Source organism: Micromonospora sp. DT228 (genome assembly GCF_049841595.1).
In the GTDB taxonomy this organism is placed as follows: domain Bacteria; phylum Actinomycetota; class Actinomycetes; order Mycobacteriales; family Micromonosporaceae; genus Micromonospora.
In genome coordinates, this window is the sequence record NZ_JBNCKO010000002.1 from 523419 (window position 1) to 539963 (window position 16545).

Here is a 16545-nt window from a genome sequence, read left to right on the forward strand (position 1 = left end):
CCGAGCCGTACTCGTCCTCGTCCTTGGAGTCCCAGCTCTTGTCGGAGCTGTGCTCGTCCTCGGACTTCCAGCCCTTGTCCGAGCCGTACTCGTCCTCGTCCTTGGAGTCCCGGCCCTTGTCGGAGCCGTGCTCGTCCTTGGAGTCCCAGCTCTTGTCGGAGCCGTGCTCGTCCTTGGACTCCCAGTCCTTCTTGTCCTCGTCCTTGGAGCCCCAGTCCTTCTCGTCGCGGCTGTCGTCCGCGTCCTGGCCGTGCTCCTCGCCCTTCCAGTCCTTGCTGCCCTTGTCCTCGTCCTCGTAGGCATCGGCGGCAGCGCCGCCACCCTGGCCGCCGGACTTGTCCTTGTCCTCGGCGTCCTTGCCCTTGTCGTCCTTGCCGTGTTCGTCCTTGCCGTTCTCGTCCTTGCCCTCGTGGTCCTTGCCCTTGTCGTCCTTGCCGTGTTCGTCCTTGCCCTCGTCGTCCTTGCCCTCGTGGTCCTTGCCCTTGTCGTCCTTGCCGTGCTCGTCCTTGCCCTCGTCGTCCTTGCCGTTCTCGTGGTCGTAGGAGTCCTCCTCCTCGCCCCACTCGCGGTCCTCGCCCCGGTCTTCGTCGGCCGGCTTGAGCTTGACCTTGCCGGTGACCTTGGACCACACGAACGCGTGCTCCTGCCGATCCGGGCAGATCTCGAGGAGCTTGACCTCTTCGCCGGCCTTGACGACGTGCGGCTTGGCGTAGACCTTGCCGTCCTGGTCCCTGCCGTCGTCGTGGCCGTTGGCGTAGGCGATCCCCGGTGCGAACACCAGGAGCGACGCGCCGCCGAGCGCGGCGCCCGCAACGACCTTCCCGAGCATCTTCTTAGCCATGACCTGCGTCACTCCATCCCTGTTGTCCTGAGCCCGGCGACAACCGAGCTAAGACCGACGTTAGACCGTTTCATGACTTATGAAGTGAAAGATTCGCGTTTTGACCTTTGGTCGAGTAAGAGGTGAAGGGGTGCTACGCGGCTTTCCGCGCACGACGCGTCATCTCTGGTGCCGCGACGCGTTGCGGGCGTCCCACGGCGTTCGGCGTTCGGCGTGCCGGAGCGCCTCGGCCATCCGGTACTGCCGGCCGCGTCTCGGACGTGCCGCTAGGGCGAACTCGGGGGTATCGTCCGAAACGGCCCAGCGGCGAACAGCGCCCCACGCATCGAGCCATTGCCATGGAAGCGCTCCCATGTAAGAATCGGCGCACGCGGTTCGGGGAGCCACACCGCGCAGGCAGGCAGTCGAGGGCACCCGGTTCACCGGGGCGACATCCCGCCGCCAATCGACCGGCTTCGCGCTGGTCGTGCACCACCACCACCATCGCCCGTCCGGGTCGGGCGTCCCCGAAAAATCCCGTTGGCGCCGGCGGCCGTCCGTGCAGGACGCCCACCGGGCCGTCTCGCCGGGCCGTACGTGGGCCCGGTCTCGCCCAAGGAGATCAGTGGCATGAATGTGTGGAGAAGGCTGTCCGGCCAACGCCGGGCCCTCGCGCTCGCCGGCGCGGGTGCCCTGGTCGCCGGTGGGTTGGTAACGATCCCGGTCACGGCGGCGCAGGCCGCGACGCAGTGCGAGATCGGCTACACGACGAACGACTGGGCCGGCGGCTTCACCGCGAGCATCACCGTCAAGAACCTCGGCGACCCGGTCAACGGCTGGACGCTGGGTTGGACCTTCCCCAACTCCAGCCAGCGGGTGCAGCAGGGTTGGTCGGCCCAGTTCAGTCAGTCCGGCAGCCAGGTGACCGCCCGGAGCATGTCCTACAACGGCACCCTCGCCGCCGGCGCGTCGGCGAACATCGGCTTCAACGGCGCCTGGAGTGGCAGCAACCCGAAGCCGACCTCGTTCACCCTCAACGGCGTGGTCTGCAACGGTGGCACCACCCCCACCTCGGCGCCGCCGACCAGCGCGCCGCCGACCAGCGCGCCCCCCACCAGCGCGCCCCCGACCAGCGCACCCCCGACCAGCGCGCCCCCGACCAGCACGCCGCCGGGCGTGAAGGTGGACAACCCGTACGTCGGGGTGCCGGGTTACGTGAACCCGGAGTGGAAGGCCAAGGCGAACGCCGAGCCGGGCGGAAGCCGGGTCTCCAACAACCCCACCGCCGTGTGGCTGGACCGGATCGCCGCGATCAACGGCACCCCGGACAGCAGCTCCAACGGTGCCTTCGGAGTGCGTGAGCACCTGGACGAGGCGCTGCGCCAGGGCGCGGGCTACATCCAGTTCGTCATCTACAACCTGCCCGGCCGGGACTGCTCCGCGCTCTCCTCCAACGGTGAGCTGGGCCCGGACGAGCTGCCGAAGTACAAGGCCGAGTACATCGACCCGATCGCCGCGATCCAGGGTGACGCGAAGTACCGGAACCTGCGGATCGTCAACATCATCGAGATCGACTCGCTGCCGAACATCGTGACCAACACCTCGGGTCAGCCCGGCGGCACGGTCATGTGTGACACGGTCAAGGCCAACGGCGCGTACGTGAACGGTGTCGGCTACGCCCTCGCCAAGCTCGGTGCCCTCGGCAACGTCTACAACTACATCGACGCCGGCCACCACGGCTGGCTCGGTTGGGACAGCAACTTCGGCCCGAGCGCCGAGATCCTGAAGACCGCCGCCGTCGCCTCCGGTAGCACCGTCAACAACGTGCACGGCTTCATCACCAACACGGCCAACTACTCGGCCCTGCAGGAGCCGTACTTCAAGGTCACCGACAACGTCAACGGCCAGACGGTGCGGCAGTCCAAGTGGGTCGACTGGAACTTCTACGTCGACGAGCTGTCGTTCGCCCAGGCGTTCCGGACCAAGCTGGTCTCGTTGGGCTTCAACTCGAACATCGGCATGCTGATCGACACCTCCCGCAACGGTTGGGGCGGCTCCGCGCGGCCCACCGGGCCGGGCGCGATGACGAGCGTGGACACCTACGTCAACGGTGGTCGCATCGACCGTCGGGCCCACCTCGGCAACTGGTGCAACCAGGCCGGCGCCGGTCTCGGTGAGCGGCCGCGGGCCAACCCGGCGGCGGGCATCGACGCGTACGTCTGGGTGAAGCCGCCGGGTGAGTCGGACGGCTCCAGCAAGGAGATCCCGAACAACGAGGGCAAGGGCTTCGACCGGATGTGTGACCCGACCTACGGCGGCAACGCCCGTAACGGCAACAACCCGTCCGGGGCCCTGGGTGACGCGCCGATCTCGGGTGCGTGGTTCTCCGCCCAGTTCCAGGAGCTCATGCGCAACGCGTACCCGGCGCTCTGACCGGATCGCGACAGTAACCACCCGCCGCCGGCAGTAGGTGAGGCACTGCCGGCGGCAGGTCCCCCGGGTCCCCGATCCGACCGTCAAGGTCGGGTCGGGGACCCCCCCTGTGCCCGATCAGGGCACGGTGCGCTCGATTGCCGCCCGACCCTGCTCGGCCAGATCACGGCGGGCCTTGTCCAGGTTCTCCGGGGTGAGGTCCTGCCCGCGGGCCATCACCAGATCCTCCGGCTCCCAGGGCTGCTCGGCACCCGTGCGGATGTTGTCGCCACCGGCCCCGGTGCCCGTCCCGGTCGCTCCGGTGCCGGCGCCGTACGGGTCGCCGATCAGCTCGTCGGTGTCCGGAGCGAGGTCATCCGGCCGGCTGCGAGGCTCGGCGAACCCGGGGGTGTCCCGGTCGGGGCCGCCGCCGGTCCGAAACTGCGGGACGGTGGCGTCATCGTCCACCGCCGCGGCCACCTCCGGGCTGTCCTCCAACGGTGGTTGCCGATCGCGATCGGTCATGGTGGTGCCTCCTGTGTCCGACACGTTGCCTGCTTCCCCCGGCGTACCCCCTCGGGCCGGGCTCATGCCGAAGGGCCGGGCTCATGCCGAAGGGCCGGGCTCGTGCCGCGAGGGCCGGGATCGCGTCGAAGGGGCAGCCGTCAGGTGCCGGGTTGCTGCTCGTTGGGGGCCGGCGGCTCCGCCGGACGCCGCCACTGCCAGAGCAGCATGAGCAGGCCGAAGACGAGCATCACCAAACCGGCCCACAGGTTGATCCGGACACCCTGGGCCTTGTCGATCTCGGCGGCGCTGTCGAAGAGGCCGATCAGCGTCACGATGACCCCGTACGCCACGAAGAGGCCACCGATCACCCGACGGATGTCGAACAACCGGGCGGCGGCCGAGCGGCGCTGCTCCTCCTGCGTCTGGTCGATCAGCGGGTCCTGTGCCGGCTGGCCGTCGTTGCTGCTCATCTGCCGACTCCTTTCCTAGAAGACCGGGATGTAGAAGAGGGCGGCCAGCGCGACCGCGATCAGACCGAGCAGCACGGGGGAGCGGTACCAGACGGCGTCCCCGGCGAGCACGTCACCCTTGATGTCGACGCCGCCCGTGCCGTAGACCAGCCCGCGCAGCTCCTCGTCGCGCTTCGGCGCGGTGAGCGGGGTGATGATCGCGGCGACCACCACCGCCGTGACGAAGGCGAGGCCGGCACCCCAGAAGCTCTCCTCCAGGTCGGAGTTGAAGTCGATCACGCCGCCCTTGTAGAGCAGGTAGAGGCTCAGCGACACCAGGGTGCCCAGCAGCAGCGACCAGAAGCCGGCGAGCGCGGTCATCCGCTTCCAGAACATGCCGATGATGAAGGTGGCGAACAGCGGCGCGTTGAAGACGGAGAAGAGCGCCTGGATGTAGTTCATGATGTTGCTGAACCCGGCCGCGATGAACGCCGTGCCGATGCCCACCACCACGGCGGCGACCGTCGCCCACCGGCCGACCCGTACGTAGTAGTCGTCCGGCCGGTCCCGACGGATGTACGCCTGCCAGATGTCGTAGGTGAAGACGGTGTTGAAACCGCTCACGTTGGCCGCCATGCCGGCCATGAACGAGGCCAGCAGGCCGGTGACCGCGACGCCGAGCACGCCGTTGGGGAGCAGGTCGCGCATCAGCAGCGGGATCGCGTTGTTGTACTGCAGGTCCCCGCTCTCCGCGCCCAGGCCCTTCACCGTCACCAGGGCCACCAGGCCGGGGATGATCGTGACCAGGGGAATGAACAGCTTCGGGTACGCGGCGATGATCGGCGTACGCCGGGCGGCGCTCATGTTCTTCGCGGACAGCGCCCGCTGCACCTCGGCGAAGTTCGTCGTCCAGTAGCCGAAGGACAACACGAAACCGAGGCCGAAGACGATGCCGATCCACTGCGCGCCCAGCGGGTTGGCGGTGCTGCCGGTGTCCTGCCAGGCGTGCAGGCCCGCCTCGCCGAGCTTGGAGTCGCGTACCGCGTCCATCAGCCCGTTCACCCCGCCGACCTTGACCAGGCCGATCACGGTGACCGGGATGAGGCCGGCCAGGATGACGAAGAACTGGAGCACCTCGTTGTAGATCGCGCCGGTCAGACCACCGATGGTGATGTACGCCAGCACGATCGCCGCGCCGACCACGATCGCGGTCCAGAGCGGCCAGCCGAGCAGCGCCTGCATCACCAGGGCCAGCGCGTAGAGGTTCACGCCGGCGATGAGCACCTGGGCGACGGCGAAGCTGAGCGCGTTGAGCAGGTGGGTGGGGCGGTTGAACCGCAGCCGCAGGTATTCCGGCACGCTGCGGACCTTGGAGCCGTAGTAGAAGGGCATCATCACGATGCCGAGGAAGACCATCGCCGGCACCGCGCCGATCCAGTAGTAGTGGACCGTCATGACGCCGTACTGGGCGCCGTTCGCGGCCATACCGATGATCTCCAACGCGCCCAGGTTCGCCGAGACGAAGGCGAGCCCGGTCACCCAGGCCGGCAGGGACCGGCCGGAGAGGAAGAAGTCGACGCTGGTCCGGATCGCCCGGCGCGCGGCGATGCCAACCCCGAGGACGGTGACGAAGTACAGCGCCAGGATCAGGTAGTCCAGGCCGTTCATGTTGAGCCGAAGACCGTCGCCGTCCATCCCGTCACCCCTCGTCCCGCCGTCTGCGCTGGTTGGTGCGCGCGCCCTATTACCCCGTGCGCACGTTTTCACGCCTCGACGTCTGTTGAGTTCGTTTCGGGCGAATCGGATGGTCGCGCAGGTGGTCCCACAGGGCGAGGGGCGCCCCGACCGACCGGCCGGGGCGCCCCTCGGAGCATCGTTCAGCGACCCAGTACGCGGTCCAGGAAGTCCCGGTAGTTGCGCACCGCCATCCGCAGTTGCTCGGTGTCGGCCGAGCCGGCGTCCTGCCACCCGCCCAGCGTGTTCTTCTGGGCGGCCAGCGCCGAGGAGAGAGCCTGGATGGCCTCCTCCACCAGCGACTGCGCCTCGCCGGCCGCCGCGTGCGGATCATCGACGAATCGCAGCTGCACGTCCCGCCAGCGGTCCCGGAAGCCCTGCGCGGTGTCGGTGTCCAGGAGTGTCGCCGGCTCGGCCGCGACGGTCGACTCGGCGGGCCGCGATGTCCCGGCGGCCCCCAACGACGTGCCGTCGCCCTCGGTGTCGACCGGCTCGCCGTCCGCGTCCGGGTCGACCATCTCCGGCGTCGCGCTGCCGTAACCGGCGGCACCGGCGGCCACCGCGTCCGGGTCGGTCCCCGGCGCGGCGTCCCGGCGGTGCAACTCGGCCGTGGGGTCGGCCCGCAGGCCCTCACGCTCGCCGTCCTCGGCGCCGTCGCCCGGCTGGGCCGTCCGCTCGGCCCTGGGGTCCGGCTGATCCTGCGGGTTGGGGCTGGCCAGTGCCGAGGCCGCCACCGCGTCGGCCACCGTGGTGGCACCGAACGCCGTGGGCAGTGGCCCCGGCTCGTGGAAACCGACCTCGTCGGCCGAACGGTCGTCCCGCCGGTGGCGCGGGTCGGCGTCGTCGGCGTGCTCGTCGTCGACCGGGTCGTACGGGGCGTCCCGGTCGGTGTCGTCGACTCGTGCGGTGTCGCCGGTCCAGGCGGTGCCGTCGGTCCGCTCGGCGCCGTCGGTCCGCTCGCCGGGGGCGGTCCACTCGTTCGAGGCGTCCCGCTCGTTCGGGGCGGTCTGGTCGTCGAAGGCGTCCCGGTCGTCCAGGGCGCCCTCAGGGGCGTCCGAGTGGCCGGCCCGGTCGCCGGTGGGTGGTACCGGGACGGGCGCGGACCGGACGGCCTCCGGGTGGTCGTTGCTCACCTGCTGCTCTTCCTGGCGCATCGGGGTGGCCTCCTCAGCGGCTCGTGGAGTCGTGGTCCGGGTGGTGGCGCTGTTCGGGCGTACGGTGGCCGACCGGCTCCTCGCCGAGCAGATCGGCGAAGAGTGCCCGGTAGTGCACGACCGCCTGCCGCAACTCCTCGGTGCTCGCCTCGCCCCGGGAGTTGCGCAGGTGGATGTCGTGCGCGTCGCGGTAGTTGGTAAGCGTGCGAGCGTGCTCGACGGAGAGATGGGCGATCTGGTCGGAGAAGTCCCCGGTCGGGTAGCCCTGCTCCTCGATGAGCCGGGTGACCAGAGCGTCGGCGTCGCCAACCGTCTCGCCGGGCGAGTCGATGAAGCGCACCTGGAGTTCCTCCCAGGCGGCGCTGTAGCGGGCCCGGGACTCCGGGCTGAGCGGGGTGAGCGTGAGCTCGGCGTGCCGGCGTTCCCGGTCGCGCAGTTCGCGCTCCGCGGCGGACCGGCTGTCCTGCTCCTCCACCACCCGGTCGTACTCCGGCCCGAACCGGTCGCGCAGCGCGCGACGGCGGCCGAGCGACCGGACGGCCACGGCCAGCACCGCGACGATCACGAGCACGACGAGCACGATGACGATTACCTGCGTTGGCGACATGGGCTCCTCCTTCGTCACCTGGTATTCCCTCCGCGCACTGATCGCCAATCCCCATCCGGGGTACTTTCTGGCCGGCTTGCGTCCGGGAGCGGGGGAGGGGCGCTGTTCGAGGGCCACCGCCCCGCCAACCGGCGCAGACCTGATCCAGTCCAGAAAGCGCACCGGCCCCGGGGCGACCGGGAGCGCATCCGCCGTGGCCCGGTGAGGCGCATCCCGGAGCGTCGATGTCGGCTCGACGGGCAGTAGTGCATCGGCCCCCGATTACGTATCCTGCCCAAGGCGCCCGCGCCGGTGTCCGGCGTCACGCCGGGCGCACCGCCGGCCGACGCGTTGCCCGGCGGTGCCGGCACCCCTCCTGCCACCCCTGCACGGGCGAGGTCTGATGAGAACCCGCGACTGGCCGATCCGCTCGAAGTTGACCGCGTTGGTCGTCGCGCCGGTGACCGCGCTCCTGGCGCTGTGGATCTTCGCGACCACGCTTACCTTCGGCCCGGCCCTGGGCCTGCTCTCCGCCCGCACCCTGCTCTACGACCTGGGTCGCCCCGGCGAGGTCGTGGTCACCGAGCTGCAGCGGGAGCGGCGACTCTCCGTGGTGCAGCTCGCGGGCACCACCCGGCTGCCCGTCCTGGCCGAGCAACGGGCCCGCACCGACCGGGCAGTCGACGAGCTGCGCCGCCGCGTCGACGGCGAAGCCCTGCGCGACGCCGCCGACGGTCCGCTGGAGGCCCGGATCGACCACCTGGTCAGCGCCCTGGCGGCGCTGCCGGCCGGCCGGCAGTTCATCGACGACCGCAGTGTGGACCGCAGCGGCGCGGTCGGCCTGTACAGCGGCATGATCACTGCCGCCTTCCAGGCGTTCTCCGCGATGGCGACCCTCGACGACCCAGACCTCAACCGGCAGGCACTGGCGCTCACCGCGTTCGGCCGCTCCCGCGAGCTGCTCGGCCAGAGCGACGCGCTGCTCACCGGCGCCCTGAGCACCGGACGGTTCGCCGAGGGGGAGCACACCCAACTCGTGCAGGCCATCGGCAACCAACGGTGGCTCATCGACAACGCCGTGGCCGACCTGCCCGAGACCGCCCGGGTCACGTACCAACGGTTGACCGAGGGCGAGGCGTTCACCCGGCTGCGCACGATGCAGGACGCGCTGCTGGTGGCCAACCGGTCCGGCCGACCGCCGGTCGACGCGGCGGCCTGGCAGGCCAGCCATGACGCGGTGCAGCAGCAGTTGCGCGACTTCGAGCTGGCCGAGGCCGACGGGCTCACCGACCGCTCCGTGCCGATGGCGGTCCGCATCCTGGTGCGGCTCGCCGCCGCCGGTGTGCTCGGGCTCGTCGCCGTGGTGGTCTCGGTGCTGGTGGCGCTGCGGCTCGGCCGCACGCTGGTCCAGCGCCTCAGTGGCGTCCGCACCGCCGCGCTCGAGTTGGCCGAACACCGTCTCCCGGACGTGGTGGCCCGGTTGCGTCGTGGCGAGCAGGTCGACGTGGCCCGGGAGGCGCCGCCACTCGAGTACGGCGACGACGAGATCGGCGAGGTCGGGCGCGCCTTCACCGAGGTGCAGCGCACCGCCGTCCAGGCCGCCGTGGACGAGGTCGCCCTGCGTCGTGGGCTCAACGAGGTCTTCCTCAACATCGCCCGCCGGAGCCAGAGCCTCGTGCACCGCCAACTGCACCTGCTGGACCGGATGGAGCGTCGCGCCGAGGACCCGGACGAGCTGGCCGAGCTCTTCCAGGTCGACCACCTGGCGACCCGGCTCCGCCGGCACGCCGAGGACCTGGTCATCCTCGCCGGCTCCGCGCCCGGCCGGGGTTGGCGCAACCCGGTCGCGATGGTCGACCTGGTCCGCGGCGCGATCTCCGAGGTCGAGGCGTACGACCGGGTGGACATCACCGGCGCGCAGCCCGCCGGCGTGCTGGGCCGGGCGGTCGGCGACGTCATCCACCTGCTCGCCGAGCTGGTCGAGAACGCCACCGCCTTCTCCCCGCCGGACACCCGGGTCACCGTCACCGGGGAACAGGTGGCCAACGGCTACGCCCTGGAGATCACCGACCAGGGGTTGGGCATGTCCGACGCGGCCCTGGAGACCGCCAACACCCGGCTGGCCAGCTCGCCCGAATTCGACCCGGCGCAGAGCGCCCGGCTCGGCCTGTTCGTCGTGGCCCGGCTGGCGGCCCGGCACGGCGTACGGGTGCGGTTGCGCCCCTCCGAGGCGGGCGGGGTGACCGCCGTGGTGTTGATCCCCGCCGACCTGGTCACCGCCGAGCCGCCGGCCGGACCCGACCCCGCCACGCTGCCCGCCGCGTCGGCCGACCCGGCCCGGCGACTGGCCCGCCCGACTCGTCGGGGCACCACGCCCCGCACCCGCCCACCCACGGCGCCGCGCGCCGTCGCCGCACCGTCCGCCCCACCCACCGGCGCACCGACCTCGGGCCTACCGGCGGGTGACGGGCCGGGCGACGCGGGGTCGACAGTGGACGACGAGCTGGACGGTCTGCCCCGGCGGGTACGCCGTCGTACCCCCGCCGCCGCCCAGCCCCGGTCGACAGTCACCGACACCCCGGCGCCCCGCTCCCCCGAGGAGGTGCGCCGGGTGATGGCGGCCCTGCAGGCCGGCACGGCGCGCGGACGCGCCACCGTCACCACGCCGGCCGCTCCGGCGACGCCGACAGCGCCCACCGGACCGGCGGCCCCGGGCAGCCCGGTGACGCCCCCCGAACCCCCGACCGCGACTGAGAGGGACGCCTAGTGCGGCATTCGACGAAGCAGAGCGCCGGCCTGGACTGGCTGCTCGACGAGCTGGTGCAACGGGTGCCGGCCGCCCGGGAGGCGGTGGTGCTGTCCGCCGACGGTCTGCTGCTCGGCTGCTCGGCCGAGTTGGAGCGCTCCGACGCGGAGCACCTGTGTGCGCTCGCCGCGGGCTTCTCCAGCCTGGCGCGGGGCGCCAGCCGGCACGTGGACGGCGGCCCGGTCCGGCAGACGGTGGTCGAGATGGAGTCGGCGTACCTCTTCGTCACCGCCGCCGGACAGGGCGCCTGCCTGGCGGTGGTGAGCGACGCCGACGCGGACATCGGGTTGGTCGCGTACGAGATGGCGATGCTCGTCATCCGGGTGGGGGAGAGCCTCGCCGTGCCGGCCCGATCGTCGACGGGAGCCGGTGATGCGGGCTGAGCCCCCCGGGCCGCAACACGAGTGGCTGGACGGCGAGGCCGGCCCGGTGGTGCGCCCGTACACCCTCACCAAAGGCCGGGTACGCGGCGCCGCCGACGGTTTCGACCTGGTCGCGTTCGTGCTTGCGGAATCGGACGTCGACGCGACGGGCCATCCGCACCTGCTTCCGGAGCATCGGCGGCTGATCGCGCTGGCCCTCCGGCCGGTGTCGGTGGCCGAGTTGGCAGCCGAACTGGACCTCGCGGTCGGTGTGGTCCGAGTGCTACTCGATGATCTCCTGGCCGAGGGCCTGGTCGCGGTGCACGAGCCGCCGGCCGCCGGAATTCTTCCCGACGACGACATCCTCAAGGCGGTGGTCAGTGGACTCCGTGCGCTATGACCATACGGGCACCGGCACCACCATCCCGCTGGCACTGAAGATCCTCATCGCGGGAGGCTTCGGGGCTGGCAAGACGACACTTGTCAGTGCCCTCAGCGAGGTGCGCCCGTTGCAGACCGAGGAGGTGTTGACCGGCGCCGGGATCGGCACCGACGACGTCTCCGGGGTGGAGGGCAAGTCGACCACCACGGTGGCGATGGACTTCGGGCGGATCACCATCAACGACGACCTGCAGGTCTACCTGTTCGGCACACCGGGCCAGGATCGGTTCTGGTTCCTGTGGGACGAGTTGGCCTTCGGCGCGCTCGGCGCGGTGGTGCTCGCCGACACCCGCCGGCTCGCCGACTGTTTCCCGTCCATCGACTACTTCGAGCAGCGTGGCATCCCGTTCGTGGTGGGCGTGAACTGCTTCGACGACTCCCGCCGGTTCAACCTGGAGACCGTACGCCGGGCCCTCGACCTGGACCCGGACGTGCCGATGGTGCTCTGCGACGCCCGCGACCGGCAGTCCGGGAAGATGGTGTTGATCTCCTTGGTCGAGCATGTCGCCCGGCAGCGCGGGGAGAAGGTGCCGACGGCCTGAGATCCGGCCGGCAAAGCCGGTTAACGGGCGGGCGATGCGGGCAGCCTCTGGTTGGATCAGCGGAGGACGCCGGCTAAGGAGTGGGACGTGAGTGGTCAGGGTGAGGTCGTCCACATCGGGGGCTACACCGCGCAGAGTGGTGGGCGGGGCAGCGGCATCGTCGCCGCGCGTCGCGACCCGACGACCGGGGCGCTGACCCCGCTCGGCACGGTGGCGGTCACACCGTCCCCGTCCTTCCTGGCGCGGCACCCCACCCGCCCGGTGCTCTACGCGGTGAACGAGTTGACGGCCGGGGAGATCAGCGCCTGGCGGGTCGGGCCGGACGGCGGGCTGGATCCGCTGGGCAGCCGGTCGACGGGTGGCGCGGAGCCCTGCCACCTGGCGGTGCTGCCCGACGGCGGTCACCTGGTGGCGGCCAACTACGGCAGCGGCAGCGTGGCGGTCTTCGCGCTCGACCCGCAGGGGGTGCCCGGCGAGCGCACCGACCTGGTGGTGCACGAGGGGCACGGCCCCGACCCGGAGCGGCAGGACCACGCGCACGCCCACATGGTCTCCCCGGGAACGGCCCGGGGCCCACTCCTCGCGGTGGATCTCGGCACCGACTCGGTCTACCGGTACGACCTGGACGAGGCGAGCGGGCGGCTGGTGCCCCGTGCGCCACGCGTCCGCACGACACCCGGCACCGGGCCCCGCCACCTGGCCCGCCACCCGGACGGACGACGCTGCTACCTCGTCGGCGAGCTGGACGCGTCGGTCACCGCGTACGAGCTGACCGACGACGGGGCGTTGCACAGGCGGGGTCGGGTCGAGGCGAGTGAGCGGCCGGGTCATGTGCAGCCCTCGGAGGTCGCGGTCAGCCCGGACGGCCGGTTTCTCTACGTCGCCAACCGGGGAGTGGGAACCCTGTCGGCCTTCACCCTGGCCGGGGAGCTGCCCACGTTGGTGGCCGAAGTGGAGACCGGTGGTGAGTGGCCCCGGCACTTCGCGCTGATCGGGGAGCACCTCTACGTCGCCGACGAACGGGCGGACATGGTGCGGGTCTTCCGGCGCGACATCGAGACCGGCGTTCCGGAGGCGGTCGGGGAGCCGGTGTCGGTGCCGAGCCCGACGTGTGTGCTGCCGTGAGGGCCGACACGGGACGTGCGGTTCGGGCTGAATCGACAACACCTCGGGGCCGTTGCGTCACACTGTGTTGCTAAATAGTGGTGAACTGTTTCTCCTCCGTAACTTTAGGCCGAACGGATGTGGCAGAGACGGCACCTTGTACGCAAGATGGTCACCGTGTCAGCAGGCCGCCATCGCATGCGTTCGAAACTCCACCTAGCAGCCGCAGCCGCGACGGCTGCGGTGCTCGTCGTCACGAGCGGCGCGTGGTTCGGCTATCGGGAGTTGATCCAGTCCAAGTGCACGGGTGAGATCCGGCTTGCGGTGGCGGTCGCCTCGGAGCTCGCACCCGCCGTGGACGCCGCCGCGTCCCAGTGGGTCAAGGACGGCGCCGCGGTGGGCACCGACTGCATCCGGGTCGACGTCTCCGCGTCCGACCCGGTCGACGTGGCGGCCGTGGTGGCGGCCAAGCACGGCGCGGTCCTCGCCGGTGTGGGGCAGGCCAGCGGCACCGCGGTCAGCCCGGACGTCTGGGTGCCGGACTCCTCGACCTGGCTGTTGCGGCTGAAGAAGGACGCGACCGCGTTCGCTCCGACCAACGGCGCGTCCATCGCGCGCAGCCCCATCGTCGTCGCGATGCCCGAGCCGATCGCCCTCCGGCTGGGCTGGCCGGACAAGAAGTTCAACTGGACCGACCTGCTCAACCAGGTGAACAACACCAGCACGCCGCTGCGTACCGGGATCGTCGAGCCGACCCGCGACGCCGCCGGTCTGTCCGGTCTGCTCTCGCTGACCGCTGCCGCCAACGGTGCCGGCGGTGACGCCCAGCGCAAGACCGTCGGTGCGTTGCGCGCACTGGCCACCGGGCGTTCCTCGCTGCGCAACGACCTGCTGGCGCGGTTCCCGAAGGCCAACGACGGGACCACCATCGCCAGTTCTCTTGGCGCGGCGGCCCTGTCCGAGGAAGACGTGATCGCCTACAACAGCGAGAAGCCGCCGGTGCCGCTCGCCGCGCTCTACATGGAGCCGGCCCCGATGCCGCTGGACTACCCGTACGCGGTGCTGCCCGGGATCGAGCCGAGCAAGGCGTCCGCGGCCCGGGTGCTGTTCGAGCTTCTCACCAGCCCCGCCTTCCGGGACCGGCTCGCCGCGCAGTCGCTGCGCGCGCCGGACGGTAACTGGGGCGACGGCTTCAAGGCGCCGCAGGGGGCCCCGAGCCCGGCCAGTGGTGCGCCGACCGCGCCAGCGAACGGTGGTACCGCCGCGGGTGGGCTGGACCCGGCCGCGATCCAGCGGGTCGTTTCCAGCTGGTCGATCGCCACCCAGTCCGGCCGGATGCTGGCCGTCATCGACGTCTCCGGCTCGATGAAGGACCCGGTGCCCTCCGCGAACAACCGGAGTCGGGAGGAGGTCACCGTCGAGGCGGCCCGTCGTGGCCTCGGCCTCTTCGACGACTCCTGGTCGATCGGCCTGTGGACCTTCTCCACCAAGCTGGTCGGCAACCGGGACTACCGGGAGTTGGTTCCCATCGGGCCGCTCTCCGGCCAGCGGGCCCAGTTGGAGGGTGCGCTCGGCGGCGTCAAGCCCTCCAGTGGCGACACCGGCCTCTACGACACGATGCTCGCCGCGTACCAGGCGGTGCAGGACAACTGGCAAGCCGGTCGGGTCAACTCGATCGTGCTGTTCACCGACGGCAAGAACGAGGACGACGACGGCCTCAACCAGCAGCAGTTGCTCGCCAAGCTCAAGCAACTCGCCGATCCGGATCGGCCGGTCCAGGTCATCATGATCGGCATCGGCGAGGGCGTCAGCAAGGCCGAGCTTGAGTCGATCACCAAGGTGACCGGTGGCGATGTCTTCGTCACCAAGGACCCGAGCGAGATCGGCAGCATCTTCCTCAGCGCCATCGCGCGGCGTCCGCCCGCACCGCGCTGAGCTGACGTACTCCAGGTCGGAGGCCTGCCGACCGGATCCGGGAGGCAGGCCTCTTTTTGGCTTCCAGGTTGAAGAAAAGTGACGGCAATACGTCCGAAGCAATCGGCAGTCATAGTTATCGAGGCAGGATGTCGACTGTTCCGGCAGAGCCGGTCCGCCTCCGGTCCGACCCATTGGCCGGGGCCATCCTGAGCAGAGTGGGAGGGCCGGTGACCGCGGCGACACTGTTGACCCCCGCCACGACGGCGGAGCCGAACGACAAACGTGCCGGGCTGGTGGCGCGCGCCGACGAGCGGTCCTACGTACGGGTCATGGTGGTCCTGGACACCACCGTGCTCATCGTCGCGCTGCTCATCGGTTATGTCACCCGCTTCGGCGACGACCAGCCGTCCGGCTCCGAGGTCCCGTACGTGCTGGTGGCCCCCGGGTTGGTGCTGGCCTGGCTGATCTCGCTCAAGGCGCTCGGCTGCTACGACGACCGGGTGATCGGTTACGGGGCGGACGAGTACCGGCGGGTCAGCTCGGCGAGCCTGCGCCTGGCCGGCGCGATAGCCATCATCGGCTACATCACCGAGCTTGGCGTCTCGCGGGGCTTCCTGGGCATCTCCTTCGCGGTGGGCACCGTCGGGCTGGAGGTGGCGCGGTTCGGCGCCCGAAAGCGCCTGCACCGGGCCCGCTCGGTGGGTGCCGGCTGGTCGCGCCGGGTGCTGGTGGTCGGTGACACCGCCCACGTGTTGGAGTTGGTGCACACGTTGCGCCGCGAGCCGTACGCCGGCTACCAGGTGGTGGGCGCGTGCATTCCGGACGCGCTACTCGCACCGGTGGCGCAGCGACTGGGCGACGTACCCGTGGTGGGGTCGTTCCGCGGCATCCCGGAGGCCGCCACGGCCATCGGCGCGGACACCGTGGCGGTGACCGCCTCCGGTGAGCTGACCGCGACCCGGCTGCGCCGCCTCGGCTGGCAGTTGGAGGGCACCGGCATCGACCTGGTCGTGGCGCCCGCGCTGACCGACGTCGCCGGCCCGCGAATCCATACCCGCCCGGTTGCCGGCCTGCCGCTGATCCACGTCGAGGCGCCGGAGTTTCGCGGTGCGCGCAAGTTGGTGAAGGGGCTCGTCGACCGGTCGGCCTCGTCGCTGGCGCTGGCGCTGCTGCTGCCGCTGATCGCGGTCATCGCCCTGGCCATCAAACTGGACAGCCGGGGCCCGGTGCTCTTCCGGCAGGTCCGCGTCGGCCGGGGCGGGGAGGAGTTCGGCGTGTTCAAGTTCCGCACCATGGTGGTGAACGCCGACACGCTGCTCGCCGAGCTGACCGCGCGCAACGAGACCGACGGCCTGATGTTCAAGATGCGCCACGACCCCCGGGTCACCCGCGTCGGCCGGTTGTTGCGCAAGTGGTCGCTCGACGAGCTACCGCAACTGGTGAACGTGCTGCTGGGCCAGATGAGCATGGTCGGACCCCGGCCGCCGCTGCCCTCGGAGGTGGCCCGCTACGACGGCGACGTGGCCCGGCGACTGCTGGTCAAGCCCGGCATGACCGGGCTGTGGCAGGTCAGCGGCCGCTCCGACCTGAGCTGGGAGGACGGCATCCGGCTCGATCTCTACTACGTGGAGAACTGGTCCCTCGCCGCCGACCTCACCATCCTCTGGAAGACCTTCGGCGCGGTCCTGAACGGCCGCGGAGCGTACTGACG

Annotated in this window: 14 protein-coding genes; 8 read left to right on the plus strand and 6 right to left on the minus strand. The window is 71.0% G+C overall.

Annotated elements, in window-relative coordinates:
* Nucleotides 1–841: hypothetical protein (locus tag ACLQ29_RS05725; protein WP_425770530.1), on the minus strand; the 841-nt coding region annotated here is incomplete at its 3' end.
* A 609-nt stretch (nucleotides 842–1450) separates the two neighbouring features.
* Between ACLQ29_RS05725 and ACLQ29_RS05730 the strand changes: the two genes are divergently transcribed.
* Entirely contained in the window at nucleotides 1451–3253 is a 1803-nt protein-coding gene (locus ACLQ29_RS05730) for a glycoside hydrolase family 6 protein (RefSeq protein WP_425770531.1), read from the plus strand.
* 117 nt (nucleotides 3254–3370) lie between these two features.
* Here the strand turns inward: ACLQ29_RS05730 and ACLQ29_RS05735 are convergent, their stop codons facing one another.
* The 5 genes from ACLQ29_RS05735 to ACLQ29_RS05755 form a co-directional block, all read right to left on the minus strand.
* Nucleotides 3371–3757, minus strand: coding sequence for a hypothetical protein (locus ACLQ29_RS05735; RefSeq protein ID WP_393373980.1), 387 nt, complete (start codon nucleotides 3755–3757; stop codon nucleotides 3371–3373).
* 140 nt (nucleotides 3758–3897) lie between these two features.
* Nucleotides 3898–4209 (minus strand): hypothetical protein, encoded by a 312-nt coding sequence (locus ACLQ29_RS05740; protein WP_393373978.1) that lies wholly within the window; start codon nucleotides 4207–4209, stop codon nucleotides 3898–3900.
* 15 nt (nucleotides 4210–4224) lie between these two features.
* A complete protein-coding gene (locus ACLQ29_RS05745; protein WP_425770532.1) occupies nucleotides 4225–5883 on the minus strand; it encodes a sodium:solute symporter family protein in 1659 nt (552 codons plus the stop codon).
* Between the two features lie 182 nt (nucleotides 5884–6065).
* Nucleotides 6066–7076 carry a hypothetical protein gene (locus ACLQ29_RS05750; protein WP_425770533.1) on the minus strand — a complete coding sequence of 337 codons (1011 nt, stop codon included), beginning with the start codon at nucleotides 7074–7076 and terminating at the stop codon, nucleotides 6066–6068.
* Between the two features lie 13 nt (nucleotides 7077–7089).
* Complete coding sequence (locus ACLQ29_RS05755) at nucleotides 7090–7683, minus strand: hypothetical protein (RefSeq protein ID WP_357817055.1); 594 nt, start codon at nucleotides 7681–7683, stop codon at nucleotides 7090–7092.
* Nucleotides 7684–8065: 382 nt separating this feature from the next.
* Between ACLQ29_RS05755 and ACLQ29_RS05760 the strand changes: the two genes are divergently transcribed.
* The 7 genes from ACLQ29_RS05760 to ACLQ29_RS05790 all read left to right on the plus strand — a co-directional run bounded on the left by ACLQ29_RS05760 (nucleotide 8066) and on the right by ACLQ29_RS05790 (nucleotide 16543).
* Nucleotides 8066–10429, plus strand: a complete 2364-nt coding sequence (locus ACLQ29_RS05760; protein ID WP_425770534.1) for a nitrate- and nitrite sensing domain-containing protein — start codon at nucleotides 8066–8068, stop codon at nucleotides 10427–10429.
* Nucleotides 10429–10851, plus strand: coding sequence for a roadblock/LC7 domain-containing protein (locus ACLQ29_RS05765; protein WP_393373967.1), 423 nt, complete (start codon nucleotides 10429–10431; stop codon nucleotides 10849–10851). The genes ACLQ29_RS05760 and ACLQ29_RS05765 overlap by 1 nt, the downstream gene beginning before the upstream one ends.
* Nucleotides 10841–11230, plus strand: a complete 390-nt coding sequence (locus tag ACLQ29_RS05770; protein ID WP_425770535.1) for a DUF742 domain-containing protein — start codon at nucleotides 10841–10843, stop codon at nucleotides 11228–11230. Before ACLQ29_RS05765 ends, ACLQ29_RS05770 begins: the two co-directional genes overlap by 11 nt.
* On the plus strand, nucleotides 11211–11813 hold the full coding sequence (locus ACLQ29_RS05775; protein ID WP_425770536.1) for a GTP-binding protein: 603 nt from the start codon (nucleotides 11211–11213) through the stop codon (nucleotides 11811–11813). The genes ACLQ29_RS05770 and ACLQ29_RS05775 overlap by 20 nt, the downstream gene beginning before the upstream one ends.
* Before the next feature lie 87 nt (nucleotides 11814–11900).
* On the plus strand, nucleotides 11901–12938 hold the full coding sequence (locus ACLQ29_RS05780) for a lactonase family protein (protein WP_425770537.1): 1038 nt from the start codon (nucleotides 11901–11903) through the stop codon (nucleotides 12936–12938).
* 156 nt (nucleotides 12939–13094) lie between these two features.
* Nucleotides 13095–14852 carry a substrate-binding domain-containing protein gene (locus ACLQ29_RS05785; protein WP_425770538.1) on the plus strand — a complete coding sequence of 586 codons (1758 nt, stop codon included), beginning with the start codon at nucleotides 13095–13097 and terminating at the stop codon, nucleotides 14850–14852.
* A gap of 209 nt (nucleotides 14853–15061) precedes the next feature.
* Nucleotides 15062–16543 (plus strand): sugar transferase, encoded by a 1482-nt coding sequence (locus ACLQ29_RS05790; protein ID WP_425770539.1) that lies wholly within the window; start codon nucleotides 15062–15064, stop codon nucleotides 16541–16543.
* Nucleotides 16544–16545: the final 2 nt, after the last annotated feature.

Bases quoted from the DNA above. Each gene is read 5' to 3' on its own strand.
- ACLQ29_RS05730 (WP_425770531.1), top strand. From the start codon at position 1,451: ATGAATGTGTGGAGAAGGCTGTCCGGCCAACGCCGGGCCCTCGCGCTC.
- ACLQ29_RS05735 (WP_393373980.1), bottom strand. From the start codon at position 3,757: ATGACCGATCGCGATCGGCAACCACCGTTGGAGGACAGCCCGGAGGTG.
- ACLQ29_RS05740 (WP_393373978.1), bottom strand. From the start codon at position 4,209: ATGAGCAGCAACGACGGCCAGCCGGCACAGGACCCGCTGATCGACCAG.
- ACLQ29_RS05745 (WP_425770532.1), bottom strand. From the start codon at position 5,883: ATGGACGGCGACGGTCTTCGGCTCAACATGAACGGCCTGGACTACCTG.
- ACLQ29_RS05750 (WP_425770533.1), bottom strand. From the start codon at position 7,076: ATGCGCCAGGAAGAGCAGCAGGTGAGCAACGACCACCCGGAGGCCGTC.
- ACLQ29_RS05755 (WP_357817055.1), bottom strand. From the start codon at position 7,683: ATGTCGCCAACGCAGGTAATCGTCATCGTGCTCGTCGTGCTCGTGATC.
- ACLQ29_RS05760 (WP_425770534.1), top strand. From the start codon at position 8,066: ATGAGAACCCGCGACTGGCCGATCCGCTCGAAGTTGACCGCGTTGGTC.
- ACLQ29_RS05770 (WP_425770535.1), top strand. From the start codon at position 10,841: ATGCGGGCTGAGCCCCCCGGGCCGCAACACGAGTGGCTGGACGGCGAG.